This is a genomic window from Enterobacter cloacae complex sp. 277I4 (assembly GCF_050031465.1).
In the GTDB taxonomy this organism is placed as follows: domain Bacteria; phylum Pseudomonadota; class Gammaproteobacteria; order Enterobacterales; family Enterobacteriaceae; genus Enterobacter; species Enterobacter cloacae.
On the sequence record NZ_JBLGWC010000001.1, the window covers coordinates 4298655 to 4321775 of the forward strand.

The 23121-nt window shown below is 57.4% G+C and carries 20 protein-coding genes; 8 read left to right on the forward strand and 12 right to left on the reverse strand.

Features of this window, described 5'->3' with window-relative positions; translation table 11 throughout:
* Nucleotides 1-140: 140 nt before the first annotated feature.
* Nucleotides 141-1616, forward strand: coding sequence for a TrkH family potassium uptake protein (locus ACQG19_RS20910; protein ID WP_047351849.1), 1476 nt, complete (start codon nt 141-143; stop codon nt 1614-1616).
* Between the two features lie 30 nt (nt 1617-1646).
* Here ACQG19_RS20910 and ftsP read toward each other — a convergent pair whose 3' ends face one another.
* The 4 genes from ftsP to ACQG19_RS20930 form a co-directional block, all read right to left on the reverse strand.
* A complete protein-coding gene (gene ftsP / locus ACQG19_RS20915) occupies nt 1647-3059 on the reverse strand; it encodes a cell division protein FtsP (protein ID WP_013098721.1) in 1413 nt (470 codons plus the stop codon).
* 59 nt (nt 3060-3118) lie between these two features.
* On the reverse strand, nt 3119-3856 hold the full coding sequence (plsC, locus tag ACQG19_RS20920; protein ID WP_013098722.1) for a 1-acylglycerol-3-phosphate O-acyltransferase: 738 nt from the start codon (nt 3854-3856) through the stop codon (nt 3119-3121).
* Between the two features lie 164 nt (nt 3857-4020).
* Entirely contained in the window at nt 4021-6279 is a 2259-nt protein-coding gene (gene parC / locus ACQG19_RS20925) for a DNA topoisomerase IV subunit A (RefSeq protein WP_020689495.1), read from the reverse strand.
* A gap of 118 nt (nt 6280-6397) precedes the next feature.
* On the reverse strand, nt 6398-6799 hold the full coding sequence (locus tag ACQG19_RS20930; protein ID WP_020689494.1) for a YgiW/YdeI family stress tolerance OB fold protein: 402 nt from the start codon (nt 6797-6799) through the stop codon (nt 6398-6400).
* A 139-nt stretch (nt 6800-6938) separates the two neighbouring features.
* On the opposite strand from ACQG19_RS20930, the gene qseB reads away from it, so the two are divergent.
* From qseB to lysM, 5 genes are all read left to right on the forward strand, one after another.
* Nucleotides 6939-7598 (forward strand): quorum sensing response regulator transcription factor QseB, encoded by a 660-nt coding sequence (gene qseB, locus ACQG19_RS20935; protein WP_020689493.1) that lies wholly within the window; start codon nt 6939-6941, stop codon nt 7596-7598.
* Nucleotides 7595-8932, forward strand: coding sequence for a quorum sensing histidine kinase QseC (qseC, locus tag ACQG19_RS20940; RefSeq protein WP_246932579.1), 1338 nt, complete (start codon nt 7595-7597; stop codon nt 8930-8932). Before qseB ends, qseC begins: the two co-directional genes overlap by 4 nt.
* Nucleotides 8933-9037: 105 nt before the next feature.
* Nucleotides 9038-9619 carry an NAD(P)H-dependent oxidoreductase gene (locus ACQG19_RS20945; protein ID WP_426725982.1) on the forward strand — a complete coding sequence of 194 codons (582 nt, stop codon included), beginning with the start codon at nt 9038-9040 and terminating at the stop codon, nt 9617-9619.
* A gap of 30 nt (nt 9620-9649) precedes the next feature.
* The gene (locus ACQG19_RS20950) at nt 9650-9964 is read left to right on the forward strand and encodes a putative quinol monooxygenase (RefSeq protein ID WP_020689491.1); all 315 of its coding nucleotides are present in this window, start codon (nt 9650-9652) and stop codon (nt 9962-9964) included.
* A gap of 141 nt (nt 9965-10105) precedes the next feature.
* Nucleotides 10106-10546 (forward strand): peptidoglycan-binding protein LysM, encoded by a 441-nt coding sequence (lysM, locus tag ACQG19_RS20955; protein WP_013098729.1) that lies wholly within the window; start codon nt 10106-10108, stop codon nt 10544-10546.
* 30 nt (nt 10547-10576) lie between these two features.
* Here the strand turns inward: lysM and ACQG19_RS20960 are convergent, their stop codons facing one another.
* From ACQG19_RS20960 to ACQG19_RS20970, 3 genes are read right to left on the reverse strand one after another with little or no spacing between them, the layout of a single operon-like run.
* Nucleotides 10577-11764, reverse strand: coding sequence for a glycoside hydrolase family 88 protein (locus tag ACQG19_RS20960; RefSeq protein WP_246932581.1), 1188 nt, complete (start codon nt 11762-11764; stop codon nt 10577-10579).
* 17 nt (nt 11765-11781) lie between these two features.
* Entirely contained in the window at nt 11782-13047 is a 1266-nt protein-coding gene (locus ACQG19_RS20965; RefSeq protein WP_013098731.1) for an oligosaccharide MFS transporter, read from the reverse strand.
* Between the two features lie 32 nt (nt 13048-13079).
* A complete protein-coding gene (locus ACQG19_RS20970; RefSeq protein ID WP_246932583.1) occupies nt 13080-14882 on the reverse strand; it encodes a DUF2264 domain-containing protein in 1803 nt (600 codons plus the stop codon).
* A gap of 166 nt (nt 14883-15048) precedes the next feature.
* Here ACQG19_RS20970 and ACQG19_RS20975 point away from each other — a divergent pair, with 166 nt between their 5' ends.
* On the forward strand, nt 15049-15888 hold the full coding sequence (locus ACQG19_RS20975) for a helix-turn-helix transcriptional regulator (protein WP_058678713.1): 840 nt from the start codon (nt 15049-15051) through the stop codon (nt 15886-15888).
* A 23-nt stretch (nt 15889-15911) separates the two neighbouring features.
* On the opposite strand, the gene ACQG19_RS20980 is transcribed toward ACQG19_RS20975, so the two are convergent.
* From ACQG19_RS20980 to ACQG19_RS21000, 5 genes are read right to left on the reverse strand one after another with little or no spacing between them, the layout of a single operon-like run.
* The gene (locus ACQG19_RS20980) at nt 15912-16799 is read right to left on the reverse strand and encodes a MurR/RpiR family transcriptional regulator (protein ID WP_426725983.1); all 888 of its coding nucleotides are present in this window, start codon (nt 16797-16799) and stop codon (nt 15912-15914) included.
* Entirely contained in the window at nt 16796-17746 is a 951-nt protein-coding gene (locus ACQG19_RS20985; RefSeq protein ID WP_045293715.1) for an iron-siderophore ABC transporter substrate-binding protein, read from the reverse strand. Before ACQG19_RS20985 ends, ACQG19_RS20980 begins: the two co-directional genes overlap by 4 nt.
* A gap of 9 nt (nt 17747-17755) precedes the next feature.
* A complete protein-coding gene (locus tag ACQG19_RS20990) occupies nt 17756-18796 on the reverse strand; it encodes a FecCD family ABC transporter permease (protein ID WP_127869099.1) in 1041 nt (346 codons plus the stop codon).
* On the reverse strand, nt 18793-19776 hold the full coding sequence (locus ACQG19_RS20995) for a FecCD family ABC transporter permease (protein ID WP_246932585.1): 984 nt from the start codon (nt 19774-19776) through the stop codon (nt 18793-18795). Before ACQG19_RS20995 ends, ACQG19_RS20990 begins: the two co-directional genes overlap by 4 nt.
* Entirely contained in the window at nt 19773-20585 is an 813-nt protein-coding gene (locus ACQG19_RS21000) for an ABC transporter ATP-binding protein (protein ID WP_023621861.1), read from the reverse strand. The genes ACQG19_RS20995 and ACQG19_RS21000 overlap by 4 nt, the downstream gene beginning before the upstream one ends.
* Before the next feature lie 382 nt (nt 20586-20967).
* On the opposite strand from ACQG19_RS21000, the gene ACQG19_RS21005 reads away from it, so the two are divergent.
* Nucleotides 20968-23109, forward strand: coding sequence for a TonB-dependent siderophore receptor (locus ACQG19_RS21005; protein ID WP_222168895.1), 2142 nt, complete (start codon nt 20968-20970; stop codon nt 23107-23109).
* Nucleotides 23110-23121: the final 12 nt, after the last annotated feature.

The following is a 23121-nucleotide window of genomic DNA, read 5'->3' on the forward strand; positions in this document are numbered from 1 at the left end:
TTTGAAGAAAAGGATGCAAGAGGCAGACAGATATTCACAGAAGTCGTTAAAATACAGCGCCCTGTTTATTTTGGCTCATAATATTCACTCTAACTTCCGGTGATTTTCCCCCGGAACAGGTTCTTGCGCGGAGTTCTGTTGTGAAGTTCAACGATTCGTTACATGTCTCCCAGCTGCGGGTTGTGCTTCATCTCTGCGGGTTTCTGGTTCTTCTGTACAGCCTGTCTATGCTGCCGCCGATGGTTATCGCTCTGCTGAATAAAGAGCGAACCTATTTTGCTTTTTTGACCACCTTTTTGACCTTTTTCAGCCTAGGCGGCCTGGCCTGGCGGGCAACCCGTCACGCCGGTATACAGCTACGCACCCGCGACGGATTCGTGATTATCGTCCTGTTCTGGCTGTTGTTCTCATTAATCAGCGCCATGCCGCTCTGGATGGACGATGGCCTGCAACTCTCCTTTGCTGACGCACTTTTTGAAGGCGTTTCCGGGATCACCACCACGGGCGCAACGGTGATCGGCGACGTCAGCGCCCTGCCCAAATCGTACCTCTATTATCGCGCGCAGCTCAATTTCATTGGCGGGCTGGGCGTCATCGTGCTGGCCGTCGCGGTCCTACCGCTGCTGGGCATCGGTGGCATGAAGCTGTACCAGTCGGAAATGCCCGGCCCGTTTAAAGAGGAGCGTCTGACGCCCCGGCTCGCCGATACCGCACGCACCCTGTGGTTCACCTATCTGGCGCTGGGGATAACCTGCACGCTGGCGTACTGGCTGGCGGGGATGCCCTTTTTTGATGCCGTTTGTCACGGGCTGTCCACCGTATCCCTGGGCGGCTTTTCAACCCGCAGCGAGAGCATCGGTTTTTATGACAGCCACGCGATTGAGCTTGTCGCCGGCACCTTTTCGCTGCTTTCGGCGTTTAACTTTACCCTCTGGTATGTCGCCCTTGTCAGACGCACGCTGAAGCCGATTCGCCGCAGCCCGGAGGTGAGATTCTTTCTGGCCGCTGCCGCGGTGCTTATCGCCATTACCGCCTGGCAGGTCTGGCACGCGGGAATGTATAACCCTCTCGACAGTCTGGTGCACGCCTTCTTCCTGGCAAGCTCAATGATGACCGATAACGGCCTTTCAACGGCCGATTACGCCCACTGGCCTGCCCACACCATATTCCTGCTGCTGAGCGCCAGCTTCTTTGGTGGCTGCGTGGGTTCGACCTGCGGTGGGATTAAGGCCCTGCGTTTTCTGATGATGTTCAAGCAGAGTATCCAGGAGATGAATCAGCTGGCGCATCCGCGGGCGCTGCTGACCATCAAGGTTGGCAACAGCGTGGTGAATGAGCGCGTCCTGCGTTCTGTATGGAGCTTCTTCTTTCTCTACGTGATGATCACAGGCTTTTTCGTCTGGGCGCTCAATCTGATGGGCTATGACCTGTTTACATCATTTGCGACGGTGGCTGCCTGTATCAACAATATGGGGCTGGGCTTTGGCGAAACGGCATCAACCTTCGGGACGTTAAAGGAAGAAGCCAAGCTGTTGATGTGCGCGGCGATGATCTTAGGACGTCTGGAAATTTATCCGGTGTTGATCCTGTGCTCGCGCTTTTTCTGGCGGGCATAACGCATTCCCGGCGCACCGGGAATGCTGTGCTTACGGCGCCGGGTTAACCAGCATTTGCCCTACGGAGCCCCTGTCCATCATCTCCAGCGTCTGGCTGTGGAACAGGAACGGGAAGTGCGGCCAGGAAGGCTGGCCGTAGTAGACAAGCAGTTCAACCTGACCATCCACCCAGACGGTGTCTTTCCAGCCCCTGTCTTCCGGGAACGGCATCGCGCCGTTCACGTTGCGGATCAGGAATGACACACCTTCAATATGGAACGACTGCGGCATGTCGGAGCGAACGGTCCAGCGCTCCCAGGTGCCCTGCTGGGCAGTAATGTCGATACGGTTAACGTCCCACAGCGCGCCGTTGATGCCCGGGTCGTCGCCGAGGCTGATATCACGGCTGCGCACTGGCGAACCGCTCATGATCTCCTGCGGCAGCAGGCGCATGGGCAGGCTGTCGGTCACCAGCGGCAGGAGACCGGTTGGGCGCAGGGTCAGCACCAGCGTGGAGACCAGAATGCTCGACGGCTCAAAGAAGCCACGAATGCGATCCACAATGCTCGCCGCTTCGCCGCAGGTCACCGAGACTTCATCGCCGTTGGTCATATCCACGAGGATTTCACGGCGTTCACCCGGGGCAAGCGCCAGCTGTTTTACGGACACCGGCGCCGGTAAAAAGCCCTGGTCGCCGGAGATCACGTGCAGCGGGCGGCCATCGCTCATCTGCAACAGATAGCGGCGCGAGTTAGAGGCGTTCAGCAGACGCAGGCGAACCCAGCCGCGCGAGACTTCGACATACGGACTTTGCGCGCCGTTGACCAGCAGCGTGTCGCCAACAAAGCCACCGCTACCCGGCTCGCTGTATTCCGGTGTGCCAAAGTTATCCAGACGCTTGTCCTGGATAATGACCGGGAAATCATCCACGCCGTAGTGGTTTGGAATGGGCAGAGATTTACTGACCTCGTCTTCTATCAACCACATCCCGGCCAGGCCGTTATAAACCTGCTGGGCAGTGCGGTTAGGGGTATTAGCGTGATACCACAGCGTCGCCGCGCTCTGACGGATCGGCAGTACGGGAGCCCAGTCGGCGTTAGGCGACATCATGCGCGCGGCCCCGCCAATCAACGGGCCGGGAACCTGCAATCCGCTGATGGTCATCGCCACATTTTCAGGCGTGCGGTTGCTGTAGATGAGCTTTACGTCATCGCCATTCCACACGCGGATGGTCGGCCCAAGGTAGCGCCCGTTAATGCCCCAGACCGGCGCGCGGGTTCCCTGGGTAAACGACCAGTGGCTTCGCTGTAGCGTCAGGAATAGCGGCTGCCCGCGACGGGATTCAATCAACGGCGGAATGGGCAGCGGCTGTTGCTGCCCGGCGGCGCTGGCTGTCAGCGGCATCGCACCCGCACAAAGGGCGATCCCTGAAGCCTGAATAAACTGACGCCGACTGAGTGACATATAAGCTCCATCTGAAACGACTAACAACGCGGGAATTCGTTTTCCCTTTTAACGCCGGATTAGATCTTCCCGGCGGCTTCTCTCTCTGCGACTTCTTTGTCGAGCTGAGCAATATGCTGAACCATCAGTTCACGGCAGTGCGCTGCCAGCTCGCGGACCTGATCTTTACCGTATTTGCTGGTATCGACCGGCGGCAGCATCTCGACAATCACCAGCCCGTTATTCAGGCGGTTAAGATTAATCTTATTCGATGTATTGGAAACACACACGGGAATAATTGGAACGCCCGCCGCAATTGCGGCATGAAACGCCCCGGTTTTAAACGGCAGCAGACCGCGACCGCGGCTGCGCGTGCCTTCCGGGAACATCCAGATAGAAATGCGGCGCTTTTTGAAGTGGTTCACCACTTCCGCAATGGTACCGTGCGCTTTTGCGCGGTTATTACGGTCAATCAGCAGGTTACCCGTCAGCCAGTAGAGCTGGCCGAAAAAGGGGATCCACAGCAGGCTCTTCTTACCCACCGTCACGGTCGGCGGCAGCACGATGTTAGAGGCGGTCACCATATCGTAGTTATTTTGATGGTTTGCGATATAGATGGCGTTACCGAAATTCTCCGCCCCTTCCGGCAGACGCTTTTCAACCTTCAGGCCAAACAGCGGTGCAAGACGACCAAACATGTGGCCGAAGGTGGCGACATGCTTCGGGTTACGCGGGCTGAACAGGCAATAGATGCAGCCGAAAACACAGACCAGAATGCAGTAGATAACGGTAAGAATAAGACGAACAATGTATAGCATAGCGACCTCTGAAGCCCTGACAGCTGACAATTATACTTCACCTGTGGCCAGGTAAGGACTTTATTACGAGCGCGTATTGTTAATCGCAACGCACGAATTAACAACGGTTTTACGGGAAATTTTATTGGATATCCCCCTCCGGAACAGAGGGGGATCGAAACGCGTTACTCTTCGCTGTCGCCCGCGCTGCTGCGTGCAGGAGAATCGATCTCCACGCGGTCGATACGCTGCAGGCCGCGCATCAGCGAACCGCGGCGTCCGCGCTCGCCCACCACCTTCTGCAACTCTTCCGGACGCAGCTTGATTTTACGCTTGCCGACATGAATGGTCAGCGTGCTCTGCGGCGGCAGAATGAAGAGATGCGCCAGGCCATCTTCACCTTTCGCGGCTTCCGCCGACGGGATGTTGATGATCTTATTGCCCTTCCCTTTTGACAACTCCGGCAGGTCGCTGACCGGGAACATCAGCATGCGCCCGGCAGACGTGATGGCCAGCAGCATGTCGCTCTCGTTCTCAACCACCAGCGGCGGCATAACGTGTGCGTTATCCGGCAGGCTGATCATGGCTTTACCGGCACGGTTACGTGACACGAGATCGTTAAAGGTACAGATAAAGCCGTAACCCGCATCAGAGGCCAACAGCAGTTTCTGGTCGTCGGCTTCCATCAGCATGTGGTCAACCGTCGCCCCTGGCGGCAGCGTCAGCTTGCCGGTCAGCGGTTCGCCCTGACCGCGCGCGGAAGGCAGCGTGATCGGATCGATGGCGTAACTGCGGCCCGTGGAGTCAATAAACGCCACCGGCTGGTTGCTCTTGCCTTTCACGGCCGCCTTGAAGCTGTCGCCCGCTTTATAGCTCAGCCCCGGCGCATCGATATCATGGCCTTTGGCGCTACGCACCCAGCCGCTCTGGGACAGGACGATGGTGACCGGCTCTGAAGGCTGCATGTCATGCTCGTTCATCGCCTTCGCTTCTTCGCGCTCATGCAGCGGAGAACGGCGGTCGTCGCCGAAGGCATCGGCATCGGCCTGCAACTCTTTCTTCAGCAGGGTGTTCATTTTGCGTTCGGACGCGAGGATCGCCTGCAGCTGATCGCGCTCTTTTTCCAGCTCGTTCTGCTCACCGCGGATCTTCATCTCTTCCAGCTTAGCGAGATGGCGCAGCTTCAGTTCGAGGATCGCTTCGGCCTGGGTTTCACTGATACCAAAGCGCGACATTAACGCGGGCTTCGGCTCGTCCTCGGTACGGATGATCTCAATGACTTCATCGATATTGAGGAACGCGACCAGCAAACCTTCGAGGATATGCAGGCGCTTAAGCACTTTCTCCAGACGGTGGTTCAGACGACGGCGCACCGTATCGCGACGGAAGGTCAGCCATTCGGAGAGGATCTCCAGCAGGTTTTTCACCGCCGGGCGTCCGTCCAGACCGATCATGTTCAGGTTGATGCGGTAGCTTTTTTCCAGGTCGGTGGTGGCGAACAGGTGGTTCATCACCTGCTCCATGTCCACGCGGTTAGAGCGCGGCACGATCACCAGTCGGGTTGGGTTCTCGTGGTCGGATTCATCGCGCAGGTCGTCCACCATCGGCAGCTTTTTATTGCGCATCTGGGAGGCGATCTGCTCCAGCACCTTGGCGCCAGAGACCTGATGCGGCAGCGCGGTGATCACCACGGCGCCGTCCTCTTTGGTCCACACCGCGCGCATGCGCACGGAGCCACGGCCGTTCTGGTAGATTTTGCGGATTTCGGCACGCGAGGTGATGATCTCAGCTTCGGTCGGGAAGTCCGGCCCCTGAACGATATCCAGCAGCTCGTCCAGCGAGGTTTTCGGCTGTTCAATCAGGGTGATGGCGGCTTTCGCCACTTCACGCAGGTTGTGTGGCGGGATGTCCGTCGCCATACCGACCGCGATACCGGTGGTGCCGTTCAGCAGGATATTCGGCAGACGCGCAGGCAGCATTTTCGGCTCCTGCAGCGTGCCGTCGAAGTTTGGCACCCAGTCCACCGTCCCCTGGCCGAGTTCGCCCAGCAGCACTTCGGCATATTTAGACAGGCGGGATTCGGTATAACGCATCGCCGCGAAGGATTTCGGATCGTCCGGTGCCCCCCAGTTCCCCTGACCGTCCACCAGCGGGTAACGATAAGAGAACGGCTGGGCCATCAGCACCATCGCTTCATAGCAGGCGCTGTCGCCGTGCGGATGGTATTTACCCAGTACGTCACCGACGGTACGGGCGGATTTCTTGAACTTAGCGGTGGCGTTCAGCCCCAGCTCGGACATCGCATAGACGATGCGACGCTGAACGGGCTTCAGGCCATCCCCGATAAACGGCAATGCCCTGTCCATGATGACGTACATGGAGTAGTTCAGGTAGGCGTTTTCCGTGAATTCATGTAGCGCGAGGCGCTCTGCCATATCGCTCATTACGTGTGATTCCTCAACTCAGAAACCGATGGGTTTCAGGCAATATTGCCGCAGATACTACCCTATCTGGCGAGTTGAGTCACAAAGAAAAAGGGCCGGATAAGCGGCCCTTTCTGGGTTATTTCGTCAGCTTGATAACCTGCTTCACGTCGATTTCAAATTCGTTCCAGTCTTTATCCACCTTACCCTGCAGCTCGACTTTATCTTGCGGGGACACGGTCACACCGTTCCAGCGCTTATGATCAATCTCAACCACCACCGTGCCGGTCTCGTCGCGGAAGGTGTAGCGGTCATCGGACAGGCGTTCGGTGATGTTCCCGCGCAGCTTCACCCAGGCGTCGTCCTTCAGGTCTTTGACTTTCGCGGCCGTTGTCAGGTTGGCGTTGTTATCAACAAAACCGCCTGCCTGCGTCTGAGTCTGGGGTTGGGTAGCTGATGGGCCCGTAAAACCGCCCTGAGCAGCGAAGACCGGTGCGGTGGTCATCATCATGATAGCAGCCATTGCAGCGAATTTTTTCATATTCATCTCTCCCTTTAATGTGGTGTCGCAATCCATTAAACAGGGTAATCCTTAACAACTTCTTAAGGGGAAAATTTATATTTTTTTACTGTACAGCAGGCGGATCCAGAGGGTTTACTGACGCCATCAAGGAGGGGATATGCGCATATTACTGGTAGAAGACGACAAGCTGATTGGTGATGGCATCAAAGCGGGCTTAAGCAAAATGGGCTTCAGCGTGGACTGGTTCACCGACGGAAAAACCGGCCAGGCGGCGCTCTGTTCTGCCCCTTACGATGCGGTGGTGCTTGACCTGACGCTACCGGAGATCGACGGTCTGGCGATCCTGCGCGCCTGGCGCGAAAGCGGGCGCAGCGAGCCGGTGCTTATCCTGACCGCGCGGGATGCGCTGAATCAGCGCGTCGAGGGGTTACGCCTGGGGGCCGATGATTACCTCTGCAAACCCTTCGCGCTGATCGAAGTGGCCGCCCGCCTTGAGGCGCTGGTGCGTCGCAGCCACGGTCAGACGCGCAGCGAACTGCGTCACGGCAAAGTGACGCTCGACCCGACAAGCCTCGTCGCCACGCTGGAGGGGGAAACGCTGGCCCTCAAGCCCAAAGAGTTCGCCCTGCTGGAGTTACTGATGCGCAATGCGGGCCGCGTCCTGCCGCGTAAAGCGATCGAAGAGAAGCTCTATACGTGGGACGATGACGTCTCCAGTAACGCCGTGGAAGTTCACGTCCATCATCTGCGGCGTAAGCTGGGCAGCGAGTTTATCCGCACGGTTCATGGCATCGGCTATACCCTGGGTGACGCATGAAACTGAGCCTGAAACTCCGTCTGACGCTTCTTTTTCTGCTGCTGTCGCTGACGGCCTGGTTTGCCGCAAGCCTTGTCGCCTGGCAGCAGACGACCCACAAGCTCGATAAGCTGTTTGATACCCAACAGATGCTGTTTGCTAAACGGCTGCTGACGATGGATCTGGATGAAATACGCGCTCCGGAGCGGATGCGCGAGATCCCCAAAAAAGTGAAGCACGGTCGCCTGGACGACGATGCTCTGGCCTTCGCCATTTACGCTACCGACGGCACGATGATCCTCAATGACGGGGAAAACGGCCGCGACATCCCGTATCACTATCGCCGCGATGGGTTTGATGACGGCAGGCTCAAAGACGACAACGATGACTGGCGTTTCTTATGGCTGTCCTCGCCGGACGGGAAGTACCGCGTGGTGGTCGGTCAGGAGTGGGAATACCGGCAGGAGATGGCGCTGGATGTGGTCAGCTCGCAGCTGACGCCGTGGCTGGTGGCGCTACCGGTGATGCTGCTGTTGCTGATTGTCCTGCTGAGCCGGGAGCTTAAGCCATTGAAAAAACTGGCGCAGACGTTGCGCCTGCGCTCGCCGGATGCCACCGACACCCTGCCGACACAGGGCGTGCCATCAGAAGTACGCCCCCTTCTGGACTCCCTGAACCACCTCTTTACCCGAACCCAGGAGATGATGAGCCGCGAGCGCCGCTTTACCTCCGATGCCGCCCACGAATTACGTAGCCCGCTGGCGGCCCTGAAGGTGCAAACCGACGTGGCGCAACTCTCTCTGGACGACCCGCAGGCGCAGGAAAAAGCGCTCTCGCAGCTCCACGCGGGGATCGACCGGGCATCCCGGCTGGTGGATCAACTCCTCACTCTCTCGCGTCTGGACTCTCTGGAAAATCTCGACAATGTCGAACCGATAAAGATGGCCGATTTGCTGCAATCAGCGGTTCTGGACATCTGGCATCCGGCGCAGCAGGCGGGTATCGACGTTCGCCTGAACATCAACGCCCCGCAGGCTGAACGCACGGGTCAGCCGCTGCTGTTGAGCCTGCTGGTGCGTAACCTGCTGGATAACGCCGTTCGTTACAGCCCGCGCGGCAGCGTGGTTGACGTTACGCTGGACGCCCGTTGCTTCTCCGTACGCGACAACGGACCGGGGATCGCCCCCGAGGCGTTGGCCCGTATTGGCGAGCGTTTTTATCGTCCACCCGGCCAGGATGCCATGGGCAGCGGGCTGGGATTATCGATTGTAAAACGCATTGCTGCCCTGCACGGTATGCGCGTTTCACTGGATAATGCAGCGGAAGGCGGCGTTGACGTAAAGGTGTACTGGTAAGGAATTATTGCATTTAACGCAAAAGACTTTGCACATTTTGCTCATTTTACCGTATCGCCCTCGCGCGTAGAATACTCGCCATACTCTCATCGACGAGGACAAATAATGAGCAACATTCTGATTATCAACGGTGCGAAAGAATTCGCCCACTCTAAAGGCCAGTTGAATGACACCCTGACCGAGGTCGCGGACGGCTTCCTGCGCGACGCCGGGCATGATGTTAAGGTTGTGCGCGCAGACAGCCATTACGACGTGAAAGCCGAAGTGCAGAACTTCCTGTGGGCTGACGTGGTTATCTGGCAGATGCCGGGCTGGTGGATGGGCGCACCGTGGACCGTGAAAAAATACATGGATGACGTGTTCACTGAGGGCCACGGTTCACTGTATGCCAGCGACGGCCGTACCCATTCAGACGCGTCTAAAAAATATGGCTCTGGCGGCCTGATTCAGGGCAAGAAATATATGCTCTCCCTGACCTGGAACGCCCCGCTGGACGCGTTCACCGATAAAGATCAGTTCTTTGAAGGCGTAGGGGTAGACGGCGCATACCTGCCGTTCCACAAGGCTAACCAGTTCCTCGGCATGGACCCGCTGCCGACCTTTATCGTCAACGACGTGATTAAAATGCCTGACGTCCCGCGCTATATCGCAGAATATCGCAAGCATCTGGCTGAAATTTTTGCTTAACTGGTAACCTGGAATTAGAAGGAGTTAATTATGCTTACCGTTATTGCTGAAATCCGTACGCGTCCTGGCCAACATCACCGCCAGGCGGTGCTGGATCAGTTCGCGAAAATTATCCCAACCGTACTGCAAGAAGAAGGCTGCCACGGCTATGCGCCGATGGTTGACGCCGCAACCAGCGCCAGCTTCCAGGCCACCGCGCCGGACTCCATCATCATGGTTGAGCAGTGGGAAACCGTGGCGCATCTCGAAGCGCACCTGCAGACCGCACACATGAAAGCGTGGAGCGATGCGGTAAAAGGTGACGTGCTGGAAACCCACATCCGTATTCTGGAGCAAGGGGTGTAAGTTTCCCCTCACCCCGCCCTCTTCCACGGGAAGAGGGAGAACACATCCGGCCCGGTAAGCGCTAGCGCACCGGGCTTTTTTTATCATCTTAAAACTCAACTGCTATGCTTATTCTGACTTCATGATTAACAGGAGGAAGGAATGGGACTTTTTAACTTCGTAAAAGAAGCAGGCGAAAAGCTGTGGGACAACCTGACCGATCATAAAGGCCAGAGCGACAAAATCACCGAGCATCTCAAGAAACTCAACATTCCCGGCGCGGATAAAGTGCAGGTCAACGTTACCGACGGTAAAGCCAGCGTAACGGGCGACGGGCTGACCCAAGAGCAGAAAGAAAAAATCCAGGTCGCCGTCGGCAATATTGCGGGCGTCAGCGAGGTGGAAAACAACATCACCGCCACTGATGCCAAAGATGAAGCCACCTACTATACGGTGAAATCAGGCGACACCCTCAGCGCCATCTCCAAAACCGTGTACGGGGATGCCAACCAGTACAACAAGATTTTTGAGGCGAACCGCCCGATGCTCTCCAGCCCGGACAAGATTTATCCCGGCCAGACGCTGCGTATTCCTAAAGCGTAACCCACACGTCGGGGGCGCGCCCCCGACCTTTTACCAGTACGGCTTCCAGCTCTGGGTGAACCGCACCAGCGCCTCAACGTAGAAGTAATCGCCCCAGCTCGCACATTCATCCACGCCTTTGTTGCTCGCCAGGTGATAGACAGCGTGCTTAAGCAGCCCGTTCCCCTTCTCGTCTTTGCCCATCAGATAGTGCTTTGTCAGCGACGACATAATCCCTTTAGCCCAGTCCAGATAACGTTCACGATCCGGATCCGTGACCGGCAACTGTTTTACCAGTTCCAGCAGCCCGCAGACGGCAATGGCCGCCGAGGAGGAATCCCGCAGCGCATCTGTCCCCAGCAGCGCCAGATCCCAGTGGCAGACATAATCCTCCGGCAGACGATTAAGAAAGTAATTTGCCAGGCGTTTTGACAGCGCAATCATCGTCTTATCGCCGGTATAGAGATAGCTCAGCATAAAACCGTAGATCCCCCACGCCTGCCCGCGGGACCAGCAGGAGTCGTCCGCGTATCCTTGCTGCGTGTTGCCGTAACGAGGCGCGCCGGTAACCACATCCATGTAGTAGGTGTGGAACGTCGAGGCATCTTCACGAATCAGGTACGTAGCGGCCTGCATCACGTGGGCTTTTGCGGCGTCAGCAAAGCGCGCGTCGCCGGTTTGTTCCGTCGCCCAGTAGAGCAGCGGCAGATTCATGTTGCAGTCGATAATCATCCGCCCGGCCTGCTCCGGGTCTGACAGATCGCCCCAGGCCTGAATAATCTTCGCCTTCGGGTGAAAGCGCTCCAGCAGGGCTTCAGCCGCCAGCAGGGCGAACCCGCGCGCCTCGCGGTTGCCGGTCAGTCGCCAGGCCGCCACGCAGGAGAGCGTATACAGGAACCCCAAATCATGAGTGTTGGTATCATTACGCCCGGCGATGCGCAGGCCAAACGAGCGCACGTGTTTTTCAGCCATCTCGCGGAACGTTGTCTCACCGCTCATCTCCCACGCCAGCCATAGCTGACCGGTCCAGAAGCTGGTGGTCCACTCCACATTCTCCGTCAGCGGATAAACCCCGTTCTGGCAGGTTTCTGCCGGGAATCGGTCACCAAACGCCACCAAATGACGGCTAATCAGCTCAAGCACGTGGCTGCGGGCAGAGCTGAGTTCATCACGTAATGTCCGCGATTCAACGGGGACAGGAATAGCCTGCAGGTGTTCCTCTTTGATACGACTTAACATGTTTCGGGTCCTTTAAATTACCGGGATGAGGGTTCTGCTGCGTTCAGCGAGCGGGTACCGCGCCATTTGCTCTGGCAGGCGGATAACGTAAAGGCAGAGATAAACGTAAAGGTCAGCGCCGTGGCTCCCATAATGATATAGGTGTGCTCAAAGCCGATGCGGTCATACAGATAGCCGGCAGGCGAAGAGACAACCACGTTGCCCACGTAGAGCATGGCCTGATAGCCCAGCAGATACATGGTGGCGTTAACGCGTTTATCGAAATGCTCAGCAATATATTTAAAGACCGAGACCAGCAGCAGACATATTTCCAGGCCATACAGCGGTTTCAGTACGGAAATTAACAGATGGGAATCGCACAGGCCGGAAATAATCAGTCGTGCACCGACCACCAGCCCGACAATTAACAGCCCACGCTTGGCACCAATACTATTCACCAACAGCGGGATCACCATATACATCACAAATTCCATACCCGACTGTACGGTTCCCAGATAACCGAACACCGCGTTACCCTGGTGAATATCGTCAAAGAACGTGACGAAATAGCGTGAGAACTGCTGCTCGGCAATAAACATCATCCACGCCACGCCCGCCACATACAGGCAGAACGCCCAGAACTTGCGGTTACGCAGCAGGGCATAGACATCCGCAGGGGCGATTTTCTCTTTGGTCAGCACCTCGCTGGCATGAGCGGAGTTAGTGTTCACTTTCAGGCTCACAAGGACGATCAGCATGATGATGGATGCGACGCTGCCCAAAATAAAGTTATACGCCGGAGAGAGATTAAACAGCAGACCGGAGAACGAGGACGCCACGGCCCAGCCAAGCGATCCCCACATGCGAATTTGCCCGAACTCCATACCGTTTAAACGGCTAAAGCGGTCAGAATAGGATTCACACGCCGCCACGCCCGCGTACCAGGCAAAGCTTAAATAGAGCGCGCCAATGATGATCCCCACCAGAGTATTGGACATCAGCAGCGGCTGATAAACATAAATAAAGAACGGCGCCATCAGTGCGGACATGGCAACCACAAAATAGAGCAGGTATTTACTCATGCCGATCTTATCGAGAATATAGCCGTAGATCGGTTTAAGGATGACTGAGAAGATACCGTTGACCGCAAAGACAGTGCCAATTACCGAGCCGCTGAGATTCGCCTTTTGGCCGAGCCAGATGGCTAATAGCCCAATACTGGCGGACCAGGTAAAGAAATAGAGAAATATAAAGCTGCTGATTTTGTAATATTCGGTTCTGTTCGTTGTAGATGCACTTTTCATATCATCCTCGCCGACGTGTAGGGTCAGATTTTTTATAATGTGAACGACAGCTTACGTTCGCCTCCGGGTTCGCGGATCGCGACCTGGTCAGGGGTCATCTTCAGTTCAGGTGCCAATGCCGCGGGGGGTTTCTCGCTGGCCACGACGGCGCAACAGAGCCAGCTCTCTCCCTGAGGGAGATCGGTTTTTAACAGCGGAATGGATGCGCATTCCGGGAACATAATGCTGCTGTTCGGCGGCGTGACGATGCTGTCTGGCTCCCGGGCAATGGCCGGGGAGAGATCGACAATCACGCTGCTGCCGTTGCTGGCCGTCAGGTAACAGCCACGCTCATGAATGTGGTGTTCGGTTTTCATCACCGCAAAACCGCCCTCCACTGCCTGAAGGGTGCGAGCGCTGTTAATGCGGTGCAGACGCACGTGCCACTCGCCAAAGGGAATTTGCCAGGTTTCGACATGGACATCATGCCAGGGTGACCAGCGTGAATAGAGGTAGTTCTCATCCACCCGCACCTCCGCGCATTCACGACGCCCGCGGAAGTAGTTATCCCCCTCCGCCAGCAGTAACATCGAGTCGCAGGCGGCATGTTTCAGGCCAAAGCGCCCCCGTTCGAGGGTGAAGCCAAAGCGGCTTGAGTACGCAAATTTGGTGTATTTGGCTTCGGTGTTGACGTAGTTATTCAGCTCAAGCTGACCGGCAGTGAGCATCGTGACGTGCTGTGAGTTATCCGCATGCATCAGGATGTGCTGCGCAGGGTGGATCACGCGTTTTTCCGCCAGCGAGGGGAGCGGCTGCTCTTCTGCCTGCCAGAACGGGTGTGACTCCGGCAAGGCCAGCATCAGGTACGTTTTCAGCGCCCAGTACGGCGAGCCGGGGGCGTTATAATCCTCGCACATCACCAGGTTGGGATAAGTAAAACCGAGGGTCAAAATACCGTCGCGATCGGTCATCGGCTGCCGCTGCCACCAGCGAAGATGGCGCAGCACAATGCCCTTCACGATGCCCGGCGAGAAGACATTCAGCCCGGAAAAGGCCACGGCGCTCCAGAAAGCGACCATCGCGAAGCGATAGGTGAGGCTCCGGCCAAACGGTACCGACGCGCCGTCGGCGGCAGACCAGTAAATAAAATCTTCGGCGAACTGACGGGCACGCTCGCGTAACACCTCCGCCCTTTTTTCATCACCGCTGAGGGTGGCATAAATCAGGCCGTAGAAGTGGAACGCCATTGAGATGTAGTAATCCTTCGGGCGGCCCGGACCGTCAGAATACCAGCCGTCACCCAGATAATACGCCTCCATCATCGCAAACCGACGGTCGATGGCGCGCGGATCATGCGGCAGCCCGGCACATTTGAAGCCAAGCTGCACCATAATCGCGAAGTAGTTCCAGTTGCTGTCCGGCATCTGCGCATCGGTGATCTGGTTGAGCCACGCGTGCAGGTTCATTACCTCACGTTCGCTGAAGCGGCGGGTGAGCTTATCCCCCAGCAGCGCCAGCCCCAGGCCGTAAGCCGCCATCTCCACCAGACGCTGGTCGTACGGGCCGGTTTCCCCCCAATAGCCCGGGCTCTGCGGATCGGTGCCGAGCTTAATGGCGGTAAGGTACTTCTCACTAAACGGCTCGTCCCCGCCGCCCGCCATCAGCGGAAACAACCCCCACAGCGCGCGGGATAGCCCTTCCATCTGCGCAATCTCCGTGGGGTAGTGCGCACAGGTTTCTCCCAGCGAGAACCGTGAACAATCCTGCGGAAAGGACTTATCCAGCGCGCCCAGCAGGTCATGTAACGACGCCACCACCTCCTGGCGCGAAGACAATGGATTTGATTTTTTAGACATACGCTCGCCCTCGTCATCAACTGCGACGAAGGATAGTGAATCCGCAAGGGGGATAAATGTTAGCCACGTCACAGCCGTGAAGGCTAAATAAACCTCCAGTTGAGAAAATTTAAAAAGGTGGTTTATAACGAGAATATAACGGCAGAAAATTGAGTTTTATTGCACTATGCGCGACACGCCCACCTCCGACCGGCTGGAACTGATCACCTTAAATGACACCGTCGTGTCATTCAGCCGTCTGTTTGCCAATACCGTGCGTTATCATCACTGGCATCAGTGTCTGGAGATTCTGTATGTAGAAGAAGGATTTGGCGTCGCCATTGTCGATAACCGTCACTACACCATGCGCCCCGGGCGGCTGTTTTTCTTTCCGCCGTTTACCCTGCATAAAGTGAGGGTGGATGAGCAGGCAGAAGCGATTTACCGACGTACCATTATTCATCTCGACCCTCACGCGGTGCTTACAGCCCTGCGCGATTTTCCCCACACGCAGCAGCGGCTGCAGAAACTTTCTGCCCGCGGCGCCGGAGCGTGGGTTGCCGATCTGGCGCACTGCCATCACCATGTCGATCATCTGCTCGGCTGTTACCCGTCGCCTTTAACCCGCGAGGGAATAGCCGCGCTGTTGATTGGTTTATTCGCCATGCTCCCGGACGATAATGCCCGTGCGCCGGGCAGTAGCCTTGGGCTCGCCAGCCAGGTGATGTTCTGGCTGGACGAACATTACCAGGAGAAATTTCGCCTGGATGCACTGGCAGAAACGCTGGGGAAATCCCGCAGCTACGTATCGCGAAAATTCCATGCGGAAACAGGCGAGAAGATCCACAACTATCTGAATACGCTAAGGCTGCGCAAGGCCTGCGAGCGCCTGCTGCACAGCGAGGCGAGCGTACGCGAGATTGCCACCCAGGTGGGATTTTCCGACGTGACGTGGTTTATCAGCGCGTTTAAGAAGGGAATTGGCGAGACGCCGTTGCAGTACCGGAAGAACCATGCTGACCGATGAACGGCGTGAGCGCCCGGCATGCTTTAACCGCTCTTCTTCCCCGGCTTTAACCCACGATGAAACTCGTTGATGCGCTTCATGGATTTGATGGTGCGCTGCGGCTCGGTGGAGGCGACGGACAAAATAATCATCTCCAGGCACAGCAGCACCGTACCGTGCAGCGGGATTTTGCCCTTTTCTCCGCCGCGCGGCACATGGATCACCACGCTGGCCTCTTTGCTGAAACGTGAGTCCAGAGCGTTGGTCAGCAAAATCGTCGGGATCCCCAGACGTTTGGCTTCCCGCAACGTGGTTTGTCCTTCCCGGTGTGCAGATTTTTGCGCCATCATCACCAGCACATCGCCGCGCTGGAGCGCAATCAACTGTTCGGCAAGGCCTATCCCGGTGCGGTTGAGCGGCATGGCGGGGAGCCCCATCCGGCTGAATAATCTGGCGGTGTACTCGGCCAGAATGCCGGAGGCACCAATGCCGAAGATCGCCACCTGCCTGGCCTGCGCCAGCAGCGACACCGCCTGCGCCATCGCATAGCGGTTGTGCGGTTGTGACAAGACCTCACAGGTGTGCTGATGCCCTTCCAGCACAAAATCGATGCTCGCGCTAACGTCGCTGGTGAGCGTGTTAACCGTCGAGGAGATCTTTTCGCTGGATGTCACCACCGGACCAAACCACTGCTCCAGCGTCTGCTTCAGATCGCGCAGCCCGGCAAAACCCAGCGCCTGGATCGCGCGGACCACGGTGGCGTCCGAGGTTTTTAGCAGCGTGGCGATTTCCATTGCCGTCTGCTCCATTACCGCTTCCCGGTTCTCGTTGATGTAGCGCGCCACCTGCAGCAGACGCGGCGTCAGATGATGTGCACGAGCGCGAAAGCGCTCCCCGTAAACATCCACACGCCCTTTCTCTTTACGGATCACGGTGATACCTCCGGCAATGGCCGCCCGGCAATCTGCGACTGTACCTGCGCGGCCATCAACCCTAAAGAGGCGAAGGAGTTCGAAATGGCCTCTTCGCGTGAAATCAGCACGTAGTGGCCGGTCCGACAGGCGTTCAGGAACTGGCACCAGCCCGGCATCACCGCCTCCATCGCCGCCAGCTCGTCCTGCGGTTTACCCCCGGTGTCGCCGCGCCAGGTGGCAAAGACAAAATCGGCGTCCAGCTCCGGCAGACGTTCGGCGCTGACGTCAATCCGTCCCCCTTCCGGGATACTCTCAATCAGCGGCGGGAAGGTAAATCCGGCGTCACGCAGCACGCGGCCTAAAGAGTGGTAGCTGTGCATGGCATTGATTTTTCCCTGGTTAGCCTGAATCACCGACACGGTGATTTTGCGCGTATCGATGGTCGCCTTCAGCGCCTTGATTTGTTCCTGATAGCGGCGCTCCAGGATTTTCAGCCGCGCCTGCGTACCGGTGAGCTGCGCCAGCTTGCGGTAGATCTCCGGTGCACCGCCGTCGAGATGGTCGATACTCACCGTCGGGGCAATCTTCTCCAGCTGTTCCACCGGCGTGTTGCGGGTCGGCTCGGTGATGATCAGATCGGGTTTGGCGGCGGCAATGGCTTCAATGTCGATATCCGCCGTGCCGATGAATTTGATGTCGGAATTATCGAAATCCACCCCCGTCAGCATGCCGCTGGCGCGCAGAAAATGGCTGCCGTCCGGGCGCGTGCGGCCATGGCTGGCGACGGGCGGTACGCCAAGCTCAATCAGTGGAATGGTGATATCCAGGTCGTGCAGCGAGACGATCCGCTTCGGGTGAAGCGGCACCTCCACCTTACGCCCCAGATCGTCAGTGAACGTCTGCGTCGGCTCCGCCGCACCCACCGCAAACCCTATCAGCAACAGCATCGAAACAAGTACGCGCATTATAGTCCTCTAAAATCTGTCCCGACGCTGCCAGAGCAGCAGCAGGAAAAACGGTCCGCCAGTCAGTGAAATCACAATCCCCGCCGGTAACTGCAACGGCAGGAATGCCAGCCGCCCGACGGTATCCGCCAGCAGCACCAGCAGCGCACCCAGCACGGCACTGCCCATCAACAACGCGGTTTGCCCACCGCGCATCACCAGACGCGCCATATGCGGCGCAATCAGCCCCACAAAACCAATACTCCCCACGCAGGAGACACAGGCCGCCGTTAACACCACCGGCGCGAGAACGCGCAGTAGCGCTAATCGTGCGGTGCGAACCCCGAGCCCCGTTGCGGCGTGGTTACCCAGCAATGCCACGTCAGCCGCGCGGGCGGTAAAGAGCAGTAGCGCAAACGCCGGGGCCGCCCAGGCTGCGGCGATACCGACCAGCGTCCAGTTTGCCGCGTGCAGGCTCCCTGCCAGCCACAGCATCGCCGTCTGCACATCGCGCACGTCGGCGGTAGTCATAAAGATCCCCATTGCCGCAGAGAAAGCCCATGACACGCCAATCCCAATCAGAATAAAACGCGGACGCGAGATATCGCGGGCCAGCGCCACCACCAGCAACGCGGTAATGAGGCCACCAGCCATCCCGACCAGCGGACGCCAGGCCAGCCCCAGCGCAGGGAACTGAAAAATCAGCAGCAGCACCGCCGCGCTGCAGCCCTCTTTCACACCAATAAGCCCCGGATCGGCCAGGCCATTGCGGGTGATGGACTGCATCGCCGCTCCCGCCATGCCCAGCATCGCGCCGCTTAAAATGGCCATCAGCAGCCGTGGCAGGCGGATATCCATCACGATATAGCGCGCATCGGCCTCCAGGGGTTCTCCGGAGAACAGCGCGCGCCCGATGGCGGAAGTGGGAATGGGAAGCGAACCGTGCGTCAGGCCAAACCCCAGCAGGAGAATGCCCATTAGAGCGATAAGCGTAACGCGCGCCACTGCCGCCGGGCGTACCTGCCCGGAAAACGGCCCGACACGCCATGCACGCAGTCCGGCCCGGCTCATTTGAACATCCTTGATGCCATCATGATAAAGAGAGGAGCACCCACCAGCGCGGTCATGATCCCGGTGGCCAGCTCATACGGCATAAACAGCGTACGGGCCGCGATATCCGCCAGCAGCAACACCAGCGTCCCGCACAGGGCAGAAAGCGGCACCATCACGCGTAAGTCCACCGACGCCAGACGGCGGATCAGCTGTGGCACGACCAGGCCAATAAAACCAATTGGTCCGGCAATGGAGACGGCTGCGCCGCAAAGCAGCGCAATCGCCAGCAGAGCCAAAAGCCGAGTTTTGAGCAGCGACACGCCCAGCCCCTGCGCCATCCGGTCGCCCAGGGCCAGCATATTGAGCGATGGCGACAGCCAGAGCGCCAGAGCGACCCCCACAGCGGCAACCCAGGATGCGCTGCGAACGATCTCCGCGTTAAGCCCGGCAAGATCTCCCGCCAGCCAGGTGCGCATGGCAAGCAGCGTCTGTTCATCCAGAATCAGCACCGTGGCGGTAATCGACGACGCAAACGCCGACATCGCCACGCCGCATAAGATAATTTTCATTGGCGTGAGGCCGGTTCGCCCTGAAGAGGAGAACGTCAACACCAGCATAAACAGCGCGGCGGCACCGACAGCGGCAATCAGCGGGCGGCCAAACGGCAAGGTAAACCCAAGCGCGCTGGTCAGCACCACTGCCAGCGCCGCCCCCGCGTTAAGCCCCAGAATATGCGGCTCGCCCAGCGGGTTACGGATCACCGACTGTAACAACACGCCCGCCACGCCCAGCGCCGCCCCGGTGACCATGGCGGCAGCCAGCCGTATCAGGCGTAATCTGACAATCACGTTGTGATCGAAATTGCGCGGGTCGAAATGAAGCAAGGCCTGCACCACCGTCTGGGGAGCAATGACACGCGCACCGATACCCAGGTGGGCAATCGCGCCCATCACCAGCAGCAAGGCAAACAGCAGGAAAGCCAGTGACGTTCGCATCATGATTTTTCCGCCGCCTGGCGGAATGGCATAAAGAACGGCTTACCGGTCAGCGGATTAACCGACATATGGACATCGACATCAAACACCGCTTTGATGAGTTCCGGCGTGCAGACGTCGCCTTCATGCAATACCCCCTCGACTTTGCCCTGGCGTAAAAAGACCAGGGAATCGCCATAGTTGACGGCGAAGTTGAGATCGTGGAGCACCACCACCACCGTACGGCCATGCTGGCGGGTCAGGGTATGCAGCAACTCGAGGATCTCCACCTGATAGCGGAGATCGAGAAAGGTAGTCGGTTCATCCAGCAGGATATAGGGCGTTTGCTGCGCCAGGGCCATTGCGATCCAGCAGCGCTGGCGCTGGCCGCCGGAGAGGCTTTCGACGGGCTGATGTGCAAACTCTGCCGTACCGGTCAGGTGCAGAGCCTCTTCAACGGCCTGCTCGTCTTCATCGCTCCACTGGCGCATAAAATTTTGCCAGGGAAAACGGCCGCGTGATACCAGCTCAAACACGGTCAGCCCTTCCGGCAGCAGCGGAGATTGCGGCAGGATCCCCAACTGGCGGGCTACCGCTCTGGTTGGTTGCTCGTGAATGGCTTTGCCATCAAGCAGCGCGGCCCCGCCAAGCGGTTGCAGCAGACGCGCGATAGTGCTCAGTAGCGTGGATTTTCCACAGCCGTTCGCCCCTACCAGCACGGTCATTTTCTGCCGGGGGATCGCAAGGGAGATATCATCGACGATGATTTTTTTCTGGTAGCCCGCGGAGAGGTTCTCCAGAACCAGCCCCGGTTTATGGGTGTTGTGCGCCACGTGAATGCCAACTTAATAAAAAATCGAACAAATAAAAATAAAACTCATTCTCTTTTGAGAGTTTGCCGCTGCGCCATGTAGTAGTCAAGGGGATAAACACCCTGATAAAGCCAGGGTTAAATAACAGGTACTACAGCGGCGCTTTTATTTTTTATTTAAGCATTTTCAATGAATTATATGCAATTCACTTATATCAGGACGGGAGGTTTCAGGCTGTAGCCGATTTTTGCTTTTTTCCATTTACTACTACATTGCCGCATGATTGAATGATTCTCAATTACATGTTCGATGCCACACGGCTAACGAGCAGACAATTAAGGGCAATGACTCATACATTCTTCCGCGCCCTTCATGCGCGGGATCTTTTGGGAAAACAGATGTAATGGCTACGTTCACACCTTCTCTCTCTGGGGTAAAAGGGCGCGCGCTCTTTTCACTGCTGTTTATGGCACCGCTGGTGCAGGCGGCCGACACCGCAACGGCTAACGACGGCGAAACGCTGACCGTCACCGCCGATCCCCATGCCGTGGCTGAGGCCACAAACGGCTATCAGCCGCTTAACACCTCCACCGCCACGCTAACCAACATGCCGATGCTGGATATTCCGCAGGTGGTGAATACCGTCAGTGATAAAGTGCTGGAAGATCAGCACGCTAATTCGCTTGATGAAGCCCTTTATAACGTCAGCAACGTGGTGCAGACCAACACCCTGGGCGGTACGCAGGATGCGTTTGTGCGCCGGGGATTTGGTGCGAACCGCGACGGGTCAATAATGACCAACGGCCTGCGCACCGTGCTGCCGCGCAGCTTTAATGCCGCGACCGAGCGCGTGGAGGTGCTGAAAGGGCCGGCCTCAACGCTGTATGGCATTCTCGATCCTGGCGGCCTGATCAACGTGGTTACCAAACGCCCGGAAACCCGCTTCGGCGGCTCAATTTCCGCTACCTCCTCAAGCTTTGGCGGCGGCACCGGGCAGATTGATGTCACCGGACCGATTGACGGCACACGGCTGGCATATCGCCTGACGGGCGAGTATCAGGATGAAGATTACTGGCGTAATTTTGGCAACGAGCGCAGCACCTTTATCGCCCCGTCGTTGACCTGGTTTGGTGATGATGCCACCGTGACCGTGCTCTATTCACATCGCGACTATAAAACGCCGTTCGATCGAGGAACCATTTTCGATCTCAACACCAAACAGCCGGTAAACGTGGATCGTAAAACCCGCTTTGACGAGCCGTTTAACGTTACCGACGGGCAGTCCGATCTGGCGCAGCTTAACGCCGAATACCGTCTTAACAGCCAGTGGACCGCGAAGTTTGACTACAGCTTTAGCCAGGATAAATACAGCGATAACCAGGCGCGCGTGATGGCCTATGACGCCAAAACGGGTAACCTGACCCGCCGCGTGGATGCAACCCAGGGCTCGACTCAGCGTATGCACAGTACGCGTGCGGATCTGCAGGGGAACGTGGATATCGCGGGCTTTTACAATGAGATCCTGACCGGTGTGTCGTATGAGAATTACGATCTGCTGCGTACGGACATGATGCGCTGTAAGAACGTTAAAGATTTCAATATTTACCATCCGACCTACGGCAATCTCAGCAAATGCACCACCGTCTCCGCCGCTGATAGCGACCAGACACTCAAACAGGAAAGCTACTCCGCCTACGCGCAGGACGCCCTGTATCTCACCGATAAGTGGATTGCCGTTGCCGGGCTGCGTTACCAGTATTACACCCAGTATGCGGGCAAGGGCCGCCCGTTCAATGTGAATACCGACAGCCGCGACGAACAGTGGACGCCGAAGCTGGGGCTGGTCTACAAGCTCACGCCATCCGTCTCGCTGTTTGCTAACTATTCCCAGACGTTTATGCCGCAATCATCCATTGCGAGCTACATTGGTGACCTGCCGCCGGAAACGTCTAATGCTTACGAAGTGGGGGCTAAATTTGACCTGTTCGATGGCATTACCGCCAACATTGCGCTGTTTGATATTCACAAGCGCAACGTGCTGTACAACGAAAGCGTGGGGGGTGAAACCATCGCCAAAACCGCTGGCCGCGTACGCTCGCAGGGTGTGGAGGTGGATCTTGCCGGATCGCTGACTGAGAATACCAATTTTATCGCCAGCTACGGCTACACCGACGCCAAAGTGCTGGAAGATCCAGACTACGCGGGTAAGCCCCTGCCGAACGTGCCGCGTCATACCGGTTCCCTGTTCCTGACTTACGACATTCATAACGCGATAGGCGGGAACACCCTGACGCTTGGCGGCGGTGGGCACGGCGTGAGCCGTCGTTCAGCGACCAACGGTGCGGATTATTATTTACCGGGATACTTTGTTGCCGATGCCTTTGTGGCCTACAAAATGAAGCTGCAGTATCCGGTGACGCTGCAGGTGAACGTGAAGAACCTGTTTGATAAAACCTACTACACCTCGTCCATTGCGACCAACAACCTGGGCAACCAGATTGGCGACCCGCGCGAAGTGCAGTTTACGGTGAAGATGGCGTTTTGATGTAAAAAAGCC